This is a genomic window from Bradyrhizobium sp. UFLA05-89, assembly GCF_059803475.1.
This window is the reverse complement of record NZ_JBANBA010000047.1, coordinates 1-14,166: the sequence shown is the minus strand read 5'-3', so window position 1 is coordinate 14,166 and position 14,166 is coordinate 1. Positions and strand designations below refer to the sequence as shown.

18 protein-coding genes are annotated in these 14,166 nt (G+C 63.3%); 11 read left to right on the top strand and 7 right to left on the bottom strand.

Translation table 11 applies throughout. The features are described 5' to 3' along the window. Positions 1-20: 20 nt before the first annotated feature. From SO139_RS23605 to SO139_RS23595, 3 genes are all read right to left on the bottom strand, one after another. A complete protein-coding gene (locus SO139_RS23605; protein WP_449381690.1) occupies positions 21-932 on the bottom strand; it encodes a carbohydrate ABC transporter permease in 912 nt (303 codons plus the stop codon). Then, complete coding sequence (locus SO139_RS23600) at positions 932-1,870, bottom strand: carbohydrate ABC transporter permease (RefSeq protein ID WP_449381689.1); 939 nt, start codon at positions 1,868-1,870, stop codon at positions 932-934. Before SO139_RS23600 ends, SO139_RS23605 begins: the two co-directional genes overlap by 1 nt. Positions 1,871-2,032: 162 nt before the next feature. Further along, a complete protein-coding gene (locus tag SO139_RS23595) occupies positions 2,033-3,373 on the bottom strand; it encodes an ABC transporter substrate-binding protein (protein WP_449381688.1) in 1,341 nt (446 codons plus the stop codon). A 458-nt stretch (positions 3,374-3,831) separates the two neighbouring features. Between SO139_RS23595 and SO139_RS23590 the strand changes: the two genes are divergently transcribed. The 3 genes from SO139_RS23590 (at position 3,832) to SO139_RS23580 (ending at position 5,683) form a co-directional block, all read left to right on the top strand. After that, on the top strand, positions 3,832-4,614 hold the full coding sequence (locus SO139_RS23590) for a Spy/CpxP family protein refolding chaperone (RefSeq protein ID WP_449381687.1): 783 nt from the start codon (positions 3,832-3,834) through the stop codon (positions 4,612-4,614). A gap of 102 nt (positions 4,615-4,716) precedes the next feature. Further along, positions 4,717-5,106 (top strand): response regulator, encoded by a 390-nt coding sequence (locus tag SO139_RS23585; protein WP_449381686.1) that lies wholly within the window; start codon positions 4,717-4,719, stop codon positions 5,104-5,106. 310 nt (positions 5,107-5,416) lie between these two features. Next, positions 5,417-5,683: a PilZ domain-containing protein gene (locus SO139_RS23580; protein ID WP_449381685.1), complete on the top strand. Its 267-nt coding sequence runs from the start codon at positions 5,417-5,419 to the stop codon at positions 5,681-5,683. Between the two features lie 108 nt (positions 5,684-5,791). Here SO139_RS23580 and SO139_RS23575 read toward each other — a convergent pair whose 3' ends face one another. Together SO139_RS23575 and SO139_RS23570 are read right to left on the bottom strand one after the other, a co-directional pair. Continuing rightward, positions 5,792-5,947 carry a hypothetical protein gene (locus SO139_RS23575; protein ID WP_449381684.1) on the bottom strand — a complete coding sequence of 52 codons (156 nt, stop codon included), beginning with the start codon at positions 5,945-5,947 and terminating at the stop codon, positions 5,792-5,794. A gap of 148 nt (positions 5,948-6,095) precedes the next feature. Beyond that, positions 6,096-6,299 (bottom strand): hypothetical protein, encoded by a 204-nt coding sequence (locus SO139_RS23570; protein WP_449381683.1) that lies wholly within the window; start codon positions 6,297-6,299, stop codon positions 6,096-6,098. 229 nt (positions 6,300-6,528) lie between these two features. Here SO139_RS23570 and SO139_RS23565 point away from each other — a divergent pair, with 229 nt between their 5' ends. Continuing rightward, the gene (locus SO139_RS23565; protein ID WP_449381682.1) at positions 6,529-6,741 is read left to right on the top strand and encodes a hypothetical protein; all 213 of its coding nucleotides are present in this window, start codon (positions 6,529-6,531) and stop codon (positions 6,739-6,741) included. A gap of 11 nt (positions 6,742-6,752) precedes the next feature. Here SO139_RS23565 and SO139_RS23560 read toward each other — a convergent pair whose 3' ends face one another. Then, complete coding sequence (locus SO139_RS23560) at positions 6,753-6,992, bottom strand: hypothetical protein (RefSeq protein ID WP_498540673.1); 240 nt, start codon at positions 6,990-6,992, stop codon at positions 6,753-6,755. A 101-nt stretch (positions 6,993-7,093) separates the two neighbouring features. Continuing rightward, the gene (gene glk, locus SO139_RS23555) at positions 7,094-8,071 is read right to left on the bottom strand and encodes a glucokinase (protein ID WP_449381735.1); all 978 of its coding nucleotides are present in this window, start codon (positions 8,069-8,071) and stop codon (positions 7,094-7,096) included. A gap of 213 nt (positions 8,072-8,284) precedes the next feature. On the opposite strand from glk, the gene pncA reads away from it, so the two are divergent. The 7 genes from pncA to tnpB form a co-directional block, all read left to right on the top strand. Further along, positions 8,285-8,911 carry a bifunctional nicotinamidase/pyrazinamidase gene (gene pncA, locus SO139_RS23550; protein ID WP_449381680.1) on the top strand — a complete coding sequence of 209 codons (627 nt, stop codon included), beginning with the start codon at positions 8,285-8,287 and terminating at the stop codon, positions 8,909-8,911. A gap of 2 nt (positions 8,912-8,913) precedes the next feature. Continuing rightward, entirely contained in the window at positions 8,914-10,038 is a 1,125-nt protein-coding gene (locus SO139_RS23545; protein WP_449381679.1) for an alpha/beta fold hydrolase, read from the top strand. An 83-nt stretch (positions 10,039-10,121) separates the two neighbouring features. Then, entirely contained in the window at positions 10,122-10,829 is a 708-nt protein-coding gene (locus SO139_RS23540) for a c-type cytochrome (protein WP_449381678.1), read from the top strand. A gap of 176 nt (positions 10,830-11,005) precedes the next feature. Beyond that, positions 11,006-13,039 (top strand): NAD(+) synthase, encoded by a 2,034-nt coding sequence (locus tag SO139_RS23535; protein WP_449381677.1) that lies wholly within the window; start codon positions 11,006-11,008, stop codon positions 13,037-13,039. Positions 13,040-13,069: 30 nt separating this feature from the next. Further along, complete coding sequence (locus tag SO139_RS23530) at positions 13,070-13,456, top strand: GrlR family regulatory protein (protein WP_449381676.1); 387 nt, start codon at positions 13,070-13,072, stop codon at positions 13,454-13,456. A gap of 106 nt (positions 13,457-13,562) precedes the next feature. Further along, positions 13,563-13,973, top strand: a complete 411-nt coding sequence (gene tnpA, locus SO139_RS23525; RefSeq protein WP_449381372.1) for an IS66-like element accessory protein TnpA — start codon at positions 13,563-13,565, stop codon at positions 13,971-13,973. Beyond that, positions 13,970-14,166 (top strand): IS66 family insertion sequence element accessory protein TnpB (gene tnpB / locus SO139_RS23520; protein WP_498540672.1); only part of this gene is annotated, 197 nt, incomplete at its 3' end. The genes tnpA and tnpB, both read left to right, overlap by 4 nt.

Below are 14,166 nucleotides of genomic sequence, written 5' to 3'. Positions count from 1 at the left end.
GAATCGTCAACCTCTCGCTTTCAACCCTTCGTCGCACCGGCGGTCAGGCCGGCAATGTAGTAGTCCATCAGGAAGGCGTAGATGACCAATGGCGGCGCCGCGCCGAGCAGCGCGCCCGTCATGATCTGGCCCCAGTTGAAGACGTCGCCCTTGATCAGTGTCGTGGTGATGCCGACCGGCAGCACGAGCTGGTCGATGGAGGTCGTGAACACCAGGGGATAGAGGAACTGGGCCCAGGAGACGGTGAAGGCAAAGATCGTCGCGGCGATCAGGCCAGGCAGGGCCACCGGAATGAAGATCCGGGTCAGGGTCTGCAGCCAGGACGCCCCGTCGATGATCGCGGCTTCATCGAGCTCCTTCGGGATCGAGGCAAAATAGCCGATCATGATCCAGGTGCAGAACGGTACCGTCAGCGTCGGATAGACGAACAGCAGTACGTACCATCGATTGAGCAACGTGATGCCAGTCAGATCCTGGATCAGCGCGAACATCTTGAAGAGCGGAATGAACAGGAGGCTGTCGGGGACGAGGTAGGTCAGGAAGACGCCGGTCGCGAGTGTCGCCGAGCCCCAGAACCGCATCCGCGCCAGCGCGAACGCCGCGGGGACGCTGATCAGCATGGTCACGAACACGACCACCAGCGAGACGATCGACGAATTCCAGAAAAATCGGAGAAACTGGTTGGACGTCAGGAGTTCGAGGTAATTCGACAGCGTCGGGTGGAAAACCCACCATGGATTGGTCGCAGCCGATATCTCCGCGCTGCTCTTGAGCGAGGTGATCACCATGTAGAGTGGCGGCGTCAGGAAGAAGATCGCGAACAGCACCAGGAAGAAGTAGGACCAGCGCAGCGCCCAGGCGCGGTCGCGGCTCATGCTGCCATATTTGACCTTGCGCCGGGGGCCGGCCTTGTCGATCGCGAGCGTGCTCATCAGGATTCGTTCCCGCGTTTAGAGACGTCGCGCAGGATGAAGATCGCCGCGACGGCGAGGATGGGGACCATGAACAGCGAGACACTGGCGCCGAGCGGGATGTCACTGCTCTCGATGCCGACCCGGAACGCGTAGGTGGCAAAGATCTGGGTCTGGTCGAGCGGCCCGCCCGAGGTCAGGATGCGGACGATGTCGAAATTGGCGAAGGTGACGATCAGCGAGAACAGCGTCGTGATCGCGATGATGTTGCGCATCATCGGCAGCGTCACGTACCAGATCCGCTGCCACCAATTGGCGCCGTCGATTGCGGCGGCCTCATAGAGCTGCTCCGGCACCGATTTCAGCGCCGCCAGATACATGATCATGAAGAACGGCGCGCCGTACCAGACATTGACCAGGATGACGGAGAAGCGCGCCCACGCGGCACTACCGAGCCAGTTAACGGGACCGATGCCGAACAATGAGAGCGTGTAGTTGAATGCGCTATAGGAGGGATCGAACAGCCAGAGCCAGGCCAGCGTGCTCATCGCCGGCGGAATGACCCAGGGCACCAGCAGCATGCCGCGCCATTTGCGCTGGCCCTTGGCCGGAATATTGTGCACGAAATGCGCGACGATGAAGCCGATCAGCGCCTTGAAGATCACGGCGGTGATCGCGAAGATGCAGGACTGCTTGACCACCATCCAGAACGTTTCGCGCTTGAACAGGAAGGTGAAGTTGCCGAAGCCGACGAACTTCTGCATCGACTTGTTCAGCGTCGCGAGGTGGATCGAGAAGAGGGCAGGGTAGAGCACGAGCAGCGCGATCAGGAGGATCAGCGGCAGCGTCAGGAAGAACGCTACGGTCGATTTTCGCCCCAACGCGTTGTGCAGGCTCGTCCGTTTTCGTGCGTTCGCGGTGCCCGCGACGCGACCGTGCTCAACGACGACATCGGCCATGTCAGTTTCCCCGGGTCAAACTTCCTTGGGTCAAGCTTGCGTGCAGGATGTCCAACGTCGAAGCCGGCACGCGCGTGTCGGCTTCATCTGATCACGTCCGGCGAATGGCGGGGTGCCCGGCGGCCCACGCGCGAGGCGTGAACCGCCGTGGCACACCCCGGCTCAACTTCGCATGAAGCCTTCGCACTCGCCCTCGGCCCAGGCCAGCGACTGCTCCAGCTTCTCCCCTTGCGCAAAGCGCAGCGCCATCTTGGTCAGCGTCGCCTGCGCATAGATCTGCTGGGCGATCTTCGGCGGCGCAGGAGAGGCCGCGATCGACAGCGTCTGATGGTTGTAGGGGTTCGGATAATGATAGAGCGTACCCTTCGGCGGCCCTTCCTCGGCCCAGGTCTTCAGCGTCGTCATGTTGGCATAGGCCGGCAGGTCATAGCCGCCGCTCGCCGCGACGAATTTCTCGATCGATGACGGCTGCGACAGATAGGTGAGCAGGCTCTTGGCCGCTTCCTTGTTCTTGGAGAAGCTCCAAAGGCCCCAGAAATACGGCAGGAACGGCGCAAAGCGGCCCTTTGGACCCGCCGGGAAACCGTGGGTCCAGCATTGCTCGGCGACTTGAGGCGCGTCGCGCTTGGCAACCGCCCAAGCGCTCGGCGGATTCATGATGAGCGCGCCGCGGCCCGAGATCAGCCATTTGTTGTTCGAGGCATCGTCCCAGGACGGCGCATCCGGCGGCAGGAAGGCGATCAGCTTTTTGTAGTATTCCAGCGCCTGGCGGACCTGATCGGTCTTCACCGTGAGGTCGCCCTTGGAGTTGACGAGCTCGGCGCCGAACGACTGGAAGATGGCGCCCGCCGTGTCGACGCTGTCGGTGGTCTCGCCAAGACCGATGCCGAATGCGAAGCCCGCCTTCTGGCAGGCTTCCGCCGCCTTCAGGAAGGTATCCATGTTCCAGCTGTCTGCCTTCGGTGGGCCGCCAGCCGGATACAACTCCTGAACGTCGATGCCGGCGTGCTTCTTCATCAGATCGATGCGGGAGCAGGGTCCCTTGATCTGGCTTCCCGGAGTGGCGGGGACGGCAAGCCATTTGCCGGCAGCCTGACCGAGATATTTCACGGTGCCGTTCACCTCGCCGTTCTGCTTGATCGCCGCCTCCACGACGTCATTCACGGGCTCCAGCTGCTCGGCATAAGCATGCGGCCACCAGGTGTACATCTGAAGAATGTCGTGACCGGATTTGGCCTGCGCTTCGGCGGCAACGGTCAGCTCGATCTTCTTGTTGTTGCTGGTGATGTAGTCGATGGAGACTTCGACCTTTTCCTTCGCTGCCCACTCGTTGACGAGAGCTCTGGAGCTGTCGTTGGCGCCGGGCACCCAGTGGTCCCAGAAGCCGATCGAGAGCTTGCCGGCGGCGTAGGCGCCGCGCACGTAGGGCGCGGTGATCAGGGCGGCGGAGGACATGGCAGTTGCGGCCACAAATTGTCGCCGCGTAAGCTTCTTGCGTGACATCTCGTTTCCTCGCTTTGGCGTTCGTTGTTTTGCTTTTTGTTGTTTTGTTTTTCTTGCCGTCGCCTCGCGTGGCCAGTCACGCGAGCCGCGGAGAATTGGTAGCGCGATCAGATCAGAATTGATCGCGTCTGTCGAGAAATCCGACGCGCGCGTTTCTTGAACTAACGTTGAGTCCGAAAATTCAGTAGCTCCGCGTCGCGCATGTGTCGCGGTGTTGAACCTGGACTGATCCTTTTGCGACGCACACTGTGGTCAGGATCGGCGAGGATCGTTTGAGCGCAATTACGCCGCAGTTCCGAATAACCCTGAACTAACCGGTTCGCAGGACAGACTTTTCGGATGTGGAGGGGCGCTCCTCGATCTGGACCGGAGCGGCGTGAAAACGCTAGAGTTCCGGCGGGCAGACTTTCCGCGATTCCACCCTCCGAGCAGCCAATCAGATCGACATGGAGACTAGAATGATCAACCCGACGCCGCCTGCGCGGCTTCGCCTGCGACGATGGTTCGCGCTCGGGTCAGTCGTGGCATTGCTGTTGGGCGCGGCTTGCGTTGCCAATGCGCAGGGCCTGGTCAAAGGAGTTCAGGAGGGCGCGGCCGCCGGCAACAAGGCTGCAGGCCCGGTCGGTGGCGTGCTGGGCGGCGCGATTGGCGGCGTGGTCGGTGTCTTCACCGGCGTGCTCGGGGTTGGCAACAACAACCAGGCGCCGCCCGCCAAGGACGCAAGCAAGGACGCGAAGCAGCAGGGGGCCGACAAGGGCGCCGACGCCAAGGGCACCAAGGACGCCAAAAGTGGTAAGGGCAGCAAGACCGCCAAGGCCGGCAAGGATGCACCGAAGGATGCGACAAAGGACGTCACCGTTCTCACCCAGAACGGCGCGCCGCAGCTCACCGGCGAGCAGATCGTCGCCAACAGCGATTCCTATATCGAGCGCATCAAGACCGAGCTGAACCTCACGCCTGACCAGGAGAAGCACTGGTACGGTTTCTCCAGCGCCATGCACTACCTCGGGCATAATGGTGCCGAGCGGCTCAATCTGCGGATTGCCCGCGCCAAGCGCGATCCGCCGGACGACATCATCGAGCAGATGCGCAACGAGGCACAGTTCCTGATCGACCGCGCGGCCGACCAGCGCAACGTCGCCGATGCCGCCGAGCCGCTGTTTTCGAGCCTGGACGACAAGCAGAAGGAAGTGTTCATCCAGGAAATGGTGCGCCTCAGCCACGAGCGCGGCCTGGATTGATCGGCGTTTGAGTAAGATTTGTCGCGCTCGACTGCCACGAACTCGTGAATCCCCGCAGCGATGCAGTTATGATTAGCTGCAAATGATCGCTGCGGGGTTGATATGACGACGGGCGCACTCTCCGTTTTCCTGGTCGAAGACGAGGCGTTGATCCGGATGATGATCGCCGACATGGTGGAGGAGCTTGGCCACCATGTTGTGGCCGAGGCCGACAATGTTCAGGACGCGAGCGCCTTCGCGATGACGGCGCAATACGATCTTGCCATTCTCGACATCAATCTCATGGGGCTTTACGTCGACCCCGTCGCGGACCTGATCGAGCGCCGCGGCAAACCGTTTCTGTTCGCCACGGGTTACGGACCGGAATTGCTGCCGTCCTTGCTCCGGCGCAGGCCGATCCTGCGCAAGCCGATTTCAATCGACCAGCTCAAGGCGATCATCGATTCTCTTTTTCCCGGCGCACCGGCCGCCTCGAAAAGCGGATCGGCCTGACGTCCGCTCGCGGCGAATAGCCGGGCAACCTTGCCCTGGGGTAGGTGGAAGGCACTGCGCCCGGCTATCCTGCCGCAGCGGCGCGGCCTGCCCAATTCGTCACGGGAACTTGAAGAAAAGCCGACCGATTCACGCCCGACCTGTGGCCGAGCTGCGGTCTTGTCGGGAACCCGCGACGCGGGCGCGTGATTGGCTTTCACGCCAGCCGCCATCCCCATTGCATCGCACAATGAAAAGACGCTGGGGAAACCCGAGGATCGTGCAATTTGTTTAGGCAGTCCGGCTAGGCTTGGATCGAGGCAGACCGCGCATGGACGACAAACGAAAGTATCCGCGTATCGATATCGAAGAGCTGGCCTATGTCTCCGCGGGCGGCTCGGTGATGAGCTGTGTCGTGCGCAACATCTCGCCTGCCGGCGCGGCAATCGACGTCGACAATCCCGCCTTCGTTCCCCAGCGTTTTCGCCTCGTCATGGCCAAGGACTCCTCGGTCCACGATTGTCGGGTGATCTGGATCCAGAAGAACCGGATCGGACTCGCCTTCGTCGGCCCAGAGGAGGCAACGCGGCGCTCCTGAGCTGCATGCGGGCCGAAAACGAGAATGACCGCCCGAGGGGCGGCCATTCGATCAATGTCTTGCGGTGAAACTGACCTAAAGAACGTCTCTAATCAACGCGTCTCGTCCTCACATCAAGCCGGCGCTCAGGTCAATGCCGGTCGCCATCAGGCTGAACGAGGCGACGAGACCGATGCAGCAGAAGAAGACGATGGTCTTGAAGGCATTGTCGAACGACCGGACCTCAATGCGGGCCGGCATCTCAGCAAGTGAAAGCATGCTCATGTGAATTCCCCCTGTTTTGATCCTGAATTGCATCAGGTAGGGGAAAGCTCTAGCGCAGAAAGTTTGATACGGGATTGCTAGGCATCCTTAACGGAATCGCAATCGAAACCCGACTCCGCGGCGGGCCGGCAGGGCTGGTGGCCCGGGATTAGTCGCGGCCCGTTCGCAGCACCTTGGCGATGGTATGCGCCGTCATCGCGGCCCGGTCAGAGGCACGCTGCGCGGCCAGTTGATCCCTGGCCTTTTCCTCGATCAGGAGATCGATGAGCGCCAATCGCCTGTCCTCGTCCACCGCCTCGGTCAGCAACCGGTGATAGCGATGGTAGTCAAATCCCACATCCAGCTTACGCATGCCACGCCCCCATATCGTACACACGCACCACGGGCGAATTGTTGTTCAAGCGACGGCAGCGGGCAAGGAGGAACTCGCGTCCGGCGACGTGACCGGTGCAATCAGCTGTGGATTGGCTCGCCTGCCTTGCGCGAGATCAATGGTAGATCGCGCGTCCGCTGTGAAAGAGGTCACAGAGCTCTCGCCTGCCGGGGCCTATAGCTAAGCGGCAGGGCATTGGAATACGCGAATGCAAGACGAATTCGATTTCATTTCGATCATTGTCGCCGTCTGGGTGGCCGGCTATGCCGCCATCCTGCTGGACTACTTCGCGCAGGCCGAGCTTGGCTGGTCGCTCGCGCAGTTGCGCGGATGGGCGTGTCTGACGGCTGTTCTGATTGCATTCATGACGTTGGCAGGCATGCTCGGCCGCAAGCGCGGTGAGCTTGGCAAACGCCGCTAGCGGGCGACGGGCTATTTGCTCGCATCGGCCGCGTCGATGCATTTCAGCACAAAGGCGGCGCGGTCGCGCAGCAGGATCTTGGCCTGGTCCGCCTTGAGGGCGCAGGCACGCTGCCTCAGTTGCTCGGCGCGGCGATGCTCCGTGGCGTCGCGGTATTCCGGCGCAACCGCCCCTGGATCGACCAGCTTTTGCGCAAAACCAGGGGCAATCAAGACAAACGAAATCGCAATGATCCGGATCAGGTCTTTCACAAAAGTCTCCCCCGAGCCCTCAAACCCCGTGATCCTAACACGGCCGGGGCGGCAAGCCGTGAGGCGTTTCACGCTTGACACCGCAGTCGTGGGGCGAAGGCTCAAGCCGTACTGTGATCGCAAAAAGCCTTCAGGCCGGCAAAGCTGGCGTCCGGCTTGACGATGATGCTGGTCGGAATGGGGTGCAGGTAATCCCGGAAACGTCCCTTGGCCTCAAAGCGCTCGCGGAAGGCGGAGGCAGCGAGGAATTTCGGGAAGCGCGGGACGATGCCGCCGGCGATATAGACGCCGCCGCGAGCACCGAACGTCACCGCCAGGTTGCCGGCGACTGAGCCGAGAATGGCGCAAAACATCTCGAGCACGGTGTGGCTGAGGTCGCAGCTGCCGTCGAGCGCGGCCGTGGTGATGGCTGCCGCGTCGCGTTGCGAAGCCTTTACACCATCGACCTCGGCGACCGCCTCGTAGAGATTTTGCAGCCCCGCACCGGACAGCGCGCCCAGCTCGATCTCGACATGGCCCATGCGCCGTCGCATCGCGGCGATGACGCGCTCCTCGCGCTCCGTCTCAGCCGGCAGGGTCGCGTGACCGGCTTCCGTGATCACGGCCACCCGGGCGCCGTGACGCTCGACGAGGCAGGAGACGCCGAAGCCCGTGCCGGGTCCGAGCACCAGCAGCGGCTCGCCAGCCGCGCCAGTCTGGGCATCGAGCGGGAACAGGTCGGCCGGTTGCAAGGCCGGCAGCGCCCAGGCTAGCACCTCGAAATCGTTGAGCACGTGAACAGCGTCGAGGCCAAAGCCCTCACGGAGCTCCTTCCCATCGATGATCCAGGGACTGTTGGTCATGACGCAGCGGTTGTTCACGACGGGTCCCGCGACGGCGAGCACCGCGGTGCCGACGCACGGGCCATTGACCTGACGGGCGAGGAAGTCGGCCATGGCGTCGCGAACGGTCGGGAAGTCGACGACCCGCGCGTAGGCGACCGGCCCGATCCGGCCGTCCTCCTCCATCAGCGCGAACCGCGAATTAGTGCCGCCGATGTCGGCGAGCAAAGCGCAACCTCTTGTGGTCCGACTGGTCATGTCCTCGCGGTCGCCGCGTCCACCGCCATTGGTGATCGCGGGAACCTTTGTCTCCATTGCTACGCGGTCAGATTCGCATACCACCGCGGCTTGATGATGTCGTCAACGTCGATGCGGGCGAACCGTTGCGCCGGCAGCACTCCGCCCGCGGTAGGCGGTTGCGAAGCGGCGCCGGAAGATCGACATTGAGGCAAGACCGGGTGGAGACCAGCAATGAAGATATCCGACCGGGACGTCCTGCTCGTGATCGACGTCCAGAACGACTTTTGCACCGGCGGGGCCCTGGCCGTCCCGAGCGGCGAAAGAGTTGTGCCCGCCATCAATCGCGTCGCCCAAAAGTTCGCCAATGTCGTGCTGACGCAGGATTGGCACCCCGCCGATCACGTCTCCTTCGCCTCCAACCACCCCAATAAGCGGCCGTTCGAGGCCATCGATCTCGACTACGGTCCGCAGGTGCTGTGGCCGACCCATTGCGTGCAGGGCACCGCCGGCGCCGAATTCCACCGGGACCTCGAGGTCCACCGGCCAAGCCTCGTGGTGCGCAAGGGATTTCGCCGCGGCATCGATTCCTATTCGGCGCTGTTCGAGAACGACCACAAGACCCCAACCGGGCTGCTCGGCTATTTGCGCGAGCGCGAGCTGAAGACGGTGTTCGTCGCGGGCCTGGCGCTGGATTTTTGCGTCCGCTTTTCGGCGGAGGATGCCCGCAAGGCTGGGCTCGAGGTTGCCGTGATCGAGGATGCCTGCCGCGGCATCGATCTCGACGGCTCGGTCGCCGCCACCCATCAGAGCTTCAAGGCGCTCGGCATTCCCGTGGTCAGCATCGAGGCGTTCTTCTAGAAATGGCGCAAGGCACCAAGAAACCGCCGCCCTCGACGGGATCCGAGCCCGGGTCGGATGATCCGCTGCTGTGGCCGTTTGCAGCGGCCAAGCTCGCCATGAACGCCGCGTTCTGGTGGGTAGAGCGCAGCTCGCCCGAGCCGCGTGAGACGGAACTGCCCTGGACCACGCCCAATCAGGTCGCGCTGGAGCTCGCGACCATGCGCCTGCGCGACTGTACCAAGAAGCGTACCGGCCCGCCGGCGCTGGTCTGCGCGCCCTATGCGCTGCATCGCGCGCTGATCGCCGATTTTGCGCCGGGTCATAGCGTTGTGCAGTCGCTGCTCGAAGGCGGGGTCGATCGGGTCTATCTCACGGACTGGCGCTCGGCGTCGCCTGAGATGCGTTATCTCTCGATCGACAGCTATCTCGGCGACCTCAATGTCGCGATCGACGAGATCGGCGCGCCGGTCGACCTCATCGGCCTATGTCAGGGCGGCTGGCTGTCGCTGCTCTACGCCGCGCGCTTTCCGGACAAGGTGCGCCGCCTGGTGCTGGTCGGCGCCCCCGTTGATCTCGCGATCGAGTCGGCATTGTCGCGCCTGGCGCGCAATGCGCCGGAACTGGTCTATGACCAGCTCGTGGCACGCGGCGGCGGCAATGTCAGCGGCGAGGAGATGCTGCGCTTCTGGTCGAGGTCACCGAGTGCGGAAGATATCGCGGTGGCGTTGCAAAGGAGTTTGGCCGAGGAGGGCGGACCCGAGCTCCTGGAGCGCTTCAATCGTTGGAACGAGGAGACGCTCAACCTGCCGGGCAGCTATTATCTTCAGATCGTCAACTGGATCTTCCGCGAGAACCGGATCGCGGCGGGCGACTTCGTGGCGCTCGGCAGACGAATCGATTTGAAGGATGTGAGAGCGCCCATCTTCCTGCTCGCCGGGCTCGACGACAACGTCGTACCGGCGACGCAGGCGCTGGCGATCGCCGATCTCGTGGGCACGCCCTCGATGTTCATCGCGGCGGCATCGGAGCCCTCGGATCATCTTGGGCTGTTCATGGGAGCGCGGACCCATGCTCATGCCTGGCCGCGCATCACCGAATGGCTACGTTCCGATCTCGGTGGTGGCGTTCTCGCACGCCGGGCCTGAGCGACGTACCGGACGACGCCGGTCTTGATCCCGGTCAAAGCCGCTGGACCGACGTGGAGCCTAGAGTGTGACGTGGAGGCTCCATGAGGTTCAGCACACTTCTGGCTGCTCTCGCGCTGCTGACTGCCTCGCTCTCGCAGGCGCTCGCACAGGCCGACGGCATGCGCGGCGACAAAGCGGCGTCCGAGCTGATGGCCGCGCTTCAGTTCCAGCACATCAAATTGTGGTCCGCTGGCCGCCTCGGCAACTGGCCGCTTGCGACCTATGAGCTCAACCAGATCGAAGCCGGCCTCGGGCGTGTGGCGCAACCCATGGGCCGCGCCGATCGGGCTGCCGCGGCGGTAAAGGCCTTGCGCAGTGCCATCGATGCCAAGGACGCCGCGGCTTTCACCAAGGCCTATGGCGATCTGACCAATGGCTGCAACGCCTGCCACCGCGCCGAAGGATATGGTTTCATCACGCTTCAGGTCCCGGCGAACTCGCCGTTCACGGATCAGCTCTTCGTCGACCAACTCGCCGAGGCGCGCGGGCTGGCGCGCTCGATCTGCGGCAACTGCCATGTGGTGTCCGACAGGCCGAACGAACAGCCGGAGTCGCGCGTTCCGGCGCCGAGCTTCCCGGACCTCGCGAGCCGGCCGTCATTCTCCAGCGACGACATCAGGCAGCTTCTCACCTCCGGTCATCGCTACCTCGGACCGAACCAGTCCATGCCGAACCCGCGGCTTGCCAGCCATCAGGTCGAGGCCATCGTCGCTTTGTTCGAGACGCTGCGGGCCGAACGCTCCCGATAGGGATCTGCGCCATTCCACTAAAAGGAACGGCCGCGGCAGCCATGGGGTGCAGCGGCCGGAAGTGGAGTAGGGAGAATATTTAGCAGGACCGTTATGCATGATCGGGAATTGCGTGCATTGATCCGCGTCAATCGGCTAAGAATGGTTCGCAACTGAACAAAAAGGTCCCGCGCGCCATGAGCTTTCACTCGATCTACGCCCACGGATTTGCGCGCGTGGCCGCCTGCGTCACCACCTCGCATGTGGCCGATCCGGCCGCCAATGCGACGGCGATCGTCGCGGCGGCGGGCGCATGCCACGAGCAGTCGGTGGCGGTCGCCGTGTTCCCTGAACTGTGCCTATCCGGCTATGCGATCGAAGACCTCGTCATGCAGGACCCGCTGCTCGATGCGGTCGAGCGCGGCCTTGAAGCGATCGTCGAGGCATCGTCCGCCCTGATGACCGTGCTGATCGTCGGCGCGCCGCTGCGCCATGGCGCGCGCATCTACAATTGCGCGGTCGTCATCCATCGCGGCGGCATTCTGGGCGTCGTTCCGAAGACTTACCTGCCGACCTATCGCGAGTTCTACGAAGGCCGTCACTTTGCCTCAGGGGCAGGGATCCTGGGCGAGGAGATCGCGGTTGGCGACCTAAGCGCGCCGTTCGGTGTCGACCTGCTGTTTGCGGCGGAGGACGTCACGGGCCTGACCATCGGCGTCGAGATATGCGAGGACATGTGGATCCCGGTGACGCCCGCCTCAGAGCTGGCGCTGGCTGGTGCGAGCGTGCTGATCAACCTCTCCGGCAGTCCGATCACGATCGGCCGCGCACGGTCGCGCGCGCTGCTCTGCCAATCGACCTCCGCGCGCTGCCTTGCCGCTTATGTCTATGCCGCCGCGGGTGCCGGGGAGTCGACGACCGATCTGGCCTGGGACGGCCAGACCTCGATCTACGAGAACGGCGTGCTGCTGGGCGAGGGCGAGCGGTTTCGGCAGGGCGGACAGATCACGACCGCCGACGTCGATCTCGACCTGCTGCGGCAGGAGCGTTCGCTGATGGGAACGTTCGACGACAATCGTCGTCAGCGCGAGGCAAGCTACCGCAAGATCGCCTTTGCCTTGAAGCCGCCGGTCGTCGATATCGGCTTCCTGCGCAACGTCGAACGCTTTCCCTTCGTTCCGAGCGACGAACATCTGCTCGAGCAGGACTGCTATGAGGCCTACAACATCCAGGTTGCTGGCCTCGTGCAGCGGATGCGTGCGACGGGGACGAAACGCGTCGTCATCGGGGTGTCGGGCGGGCTTGATTCCACTCACGCCTTGATCGTCGCCGCCAAGGCGATCGACCTGCTTGGTCTGCCGCGTGAAAACATCCTCGCCTACACCATGCCGGGCTTTGCCACCGGCAGCGAGAGCAAGACAAACGCGCTTGCGCTGATGAAAGCGCTGCATACGACTTGGCAGGAACTCGACATTCGCACCACGGCGACGCAGATGCTCAGGGACATCGGCCATCCCTTCGGCAAGGGCGAGAAAGTCTACGACGTCACCTTCGAGAACGTGCAGGCGGGCCTGCGCACCGACTACCTGTTCCGCCTCGCCAACCATCACGGCGGCATCGTCATCGGCACGGGCGATCTGTCGGAACTCGCGCTTGGCTGGTGCACCTATGGCGTCGGCGACCAGATGGCGCATTACAACGTCAATGCCGGCGTGCCAAAAACGCTGATCCAGCATCTGATCCGCTGGGTGATCGCCTCGAAGCAGTTCAGCGATGATGTCAACCGAACGCTGGGATCGATCCTCGCCGCCGAAATCTCGCCGGAACTCGTTCCGGTCAAGCCGGGCGAGAAGCCACAGAGCACGGAGGCCGCGATCGGACCGTACGAGCTGCAGGATTTCAACCTGTTCTATACGCTGCGCTACGGATTCCGTCCGTCCAAGATCGCCTTCCTATCGTTGCATGCGTGGAAGGATGTTGCCGGGGGCGAGTGGCCGCCGGCGTTTCCGAGCGATCGGCGCAAGGCCTACGCGCTGGCCGACATCCGCCACTGGCTCGAGGTGTTCTTGCGACGGTTCTTTGCCTTCAGCCAATTCAAGCGTTCTGCGATGCCCAACGGTCCAAAGGTCTCGGCCGGCGGCTCGCTCTCGCCGCGCGGCGACTGGCGCGCGCCGTCCGACTCCAGCGCAGCCGCCTGGCTCGACGACCTCGAGCGCAACGTGCCGAAGTGACGAAGGCCAACGAAAAAGGGGGATAGGCTGATGGCGGCCGAGCCTGGGCCGGAAACGGCCGACGATCACACCGGGGTCGTCAACGGCCTCTATATGTTCGAGATCGAGATGCGCGACGGCAAACGCGGCCAGGCCAAGGGCGTTGCCGTGCTCTGCGACGGGCGCATCATGGGTGGCGACAGCTATTTCTACTACACCGGCCACTACACCTTCCGGAACGGCAAGTGGCGCGGCGACATGACGGTCAATCAGCACACTGAGGCGCTCGGCAAATCGCTGGCGTTCGGGGGCAGGGAGGTCACCTGCGGTTTCTCCGGCGGCTATTTCGCCGGCGGCGCGGAGGTCGAAGGCATGGCGCTGGTCGGCAAGGCCAGCGTGCCCTTCACGGCGCGGTTGACGCTGAAAGAGGCGATGTAGGCGTGCGTGGCGTCGCCGCACGAGATCATGCCAAATGTGATCTGAAGAGTAATCCTCCGCTGGGGGCCGCCTTGTCAGGTGGACCGTTGTGTTGAGAACTGTCCTTATGGACAGGCATACTCACAGTGCTCAGATTGAACGGCTTGGGGTGGTCGAGACCGGGCGGCGGCGGCGCTGGTCCGAAGACGAGAAGCTCAAGATTGTCGTTGAGAGTTTGCAAGGGGTACGCCAAGTCTCTGCGACAGCCCGGCGGCACGGCATCTCACGCTCGCAACTGCTGCAATGGCGACGCTTGTTTCGAGCCAGGCAGGAGGGTGGCGCCGAGCAGCCAACTGGCTTCATTCCGGCATTGGTGGTTCCGGAAGCAGAGCCAACAGCGCCAATGCCGACTGAACTGGCCGCTGCGGGCGCGATCGAGATTGAGTTTGTGACCGGAGTACGGATGCGGATCACCGGCACGATTGACGCGGTGACGCTGACAACGGCTGTCGCTGCGTTATCGAGCGGGCGGCGATGATCCCGTTGCCGGCCGGCGTGCGGGTATGGCTCGCGACCGGCTATACCGACATGCGGAAGGGCTTTCCGTCGCTGGCATTGCAGGTTCAGGAGATCCTGCACCGCGACCCGCTGGGCGGCCACCTGTTTTGCTTCCGCGGGCGTCGGGGCAATCTGCTGAAGGTGATCTGGCATGACGGCCAGGGCGCCTGCCT

Coding starts and splice junctions, on each gene's coding strand:
- SO139_RS23605 (WP_449381690.1), bottom strand. CDS start 932: ATGAGCACGCTCGCGATCGACAAGGCCGGCCCCCGGCGCAAGGTCAAA.
- SO139_RS23600 (WP_449381689.1), bottom strand. CDS start 1,870: ATGGCCGATGTCGTCGTTGAGCACGGTCGCGTCGCGGGCACCGCGAAC.
- SO139_RS23595 (WP_449381688.1), bottom strand. CDS start 3,373: ATGTCACGCAAGAAGCTTACGCGGCGACAATTTGTGGCCGCAACTGCC.
- SO139_RS23590 (WP_449381687.1), top strand. CDS start 3,832: ATGATCAACCCGACGCCGCCTGCGCGGCTTCGCCTGCGACGATGGTTC.
- SO139_RS23585 (WP_449381686.1), top strand. CDS start 4,717: ATGACGACGGGCGCACTCTCCGTTTTCCTGGTCGAAGACGAGGCGTTG.
- SO139_RS23580 (WP_449381685.1), top strand. CDS start 5,417: ATGGACGACAAACGAAAGTATCCGCGTATCGATATCGAAGAGCTGGCC.
- SO139_RS23575 (WP_449381684.1), bottom strand. CDS start 5,947: ATGAGCATGCTTTCACTTGCTGAGATGCCGGCCCGCATTGAGGTCCGG.
- SO139_RS23570 (WP_449381683.1), bottom strand. CDS start 6,299: ATGCGTAAGCTGGATGTGGGATTTGACTACCATCGCTATCACCGGTTG.
- SO139_RS23565 (WP_449381682.1), top strand. CDS start 6,529: ATGCAAGACGAATTCGATTTCATTTCGATCATTGTCGCCGTCTGGGTG.
- glk (WP_449381735.1), bottom strand. CDS start 8,071: ATGACCAGTCGGACCACAAGAGGTTGCGCTTTGCTCGCCGACATCGGC.
- pncA (WP_449381680.1), top strand. CDS start 8,285: ATGAAGATATCCGACCGGGACGTCCTGCTCGTGATCGACGTCCAGAAC.
- SO139_RS23545 (WP_449381679.1), top strand. CDS start 8,914: ATGGCGCAAGGCACCAAGAAACCGCCGCCCTCGACGGGATCCGAGCCC.
- SO139_RS23540 (WP_449381678.1), top strand. CDS start 10,122: ATGAGGTTCAGCACACTTCTGGCTGCTCTCGCGCTGCTGACTGCCTCG.
- SO139_RS23535 (WP_449381677.1), top strand. CDS start 11,006: ATGAGCTTTCACTCGATCTACGCCCACGGATTTGCGCGCGTGGCCGCC.
- SO139_RS23530 (WP_449381676.1), top strand. CDS start 13,070: ATGGCGGCCGAGCCTGGGCCGGAAACGGCCGACGATCACACCGGGGTC.
- tnpA (WP_449381372.1), top strand. CDS start 13,563: ATGGACAGGCATACTCACAGTGCTCAGATTGAACGGCTTGGGGTGGTC.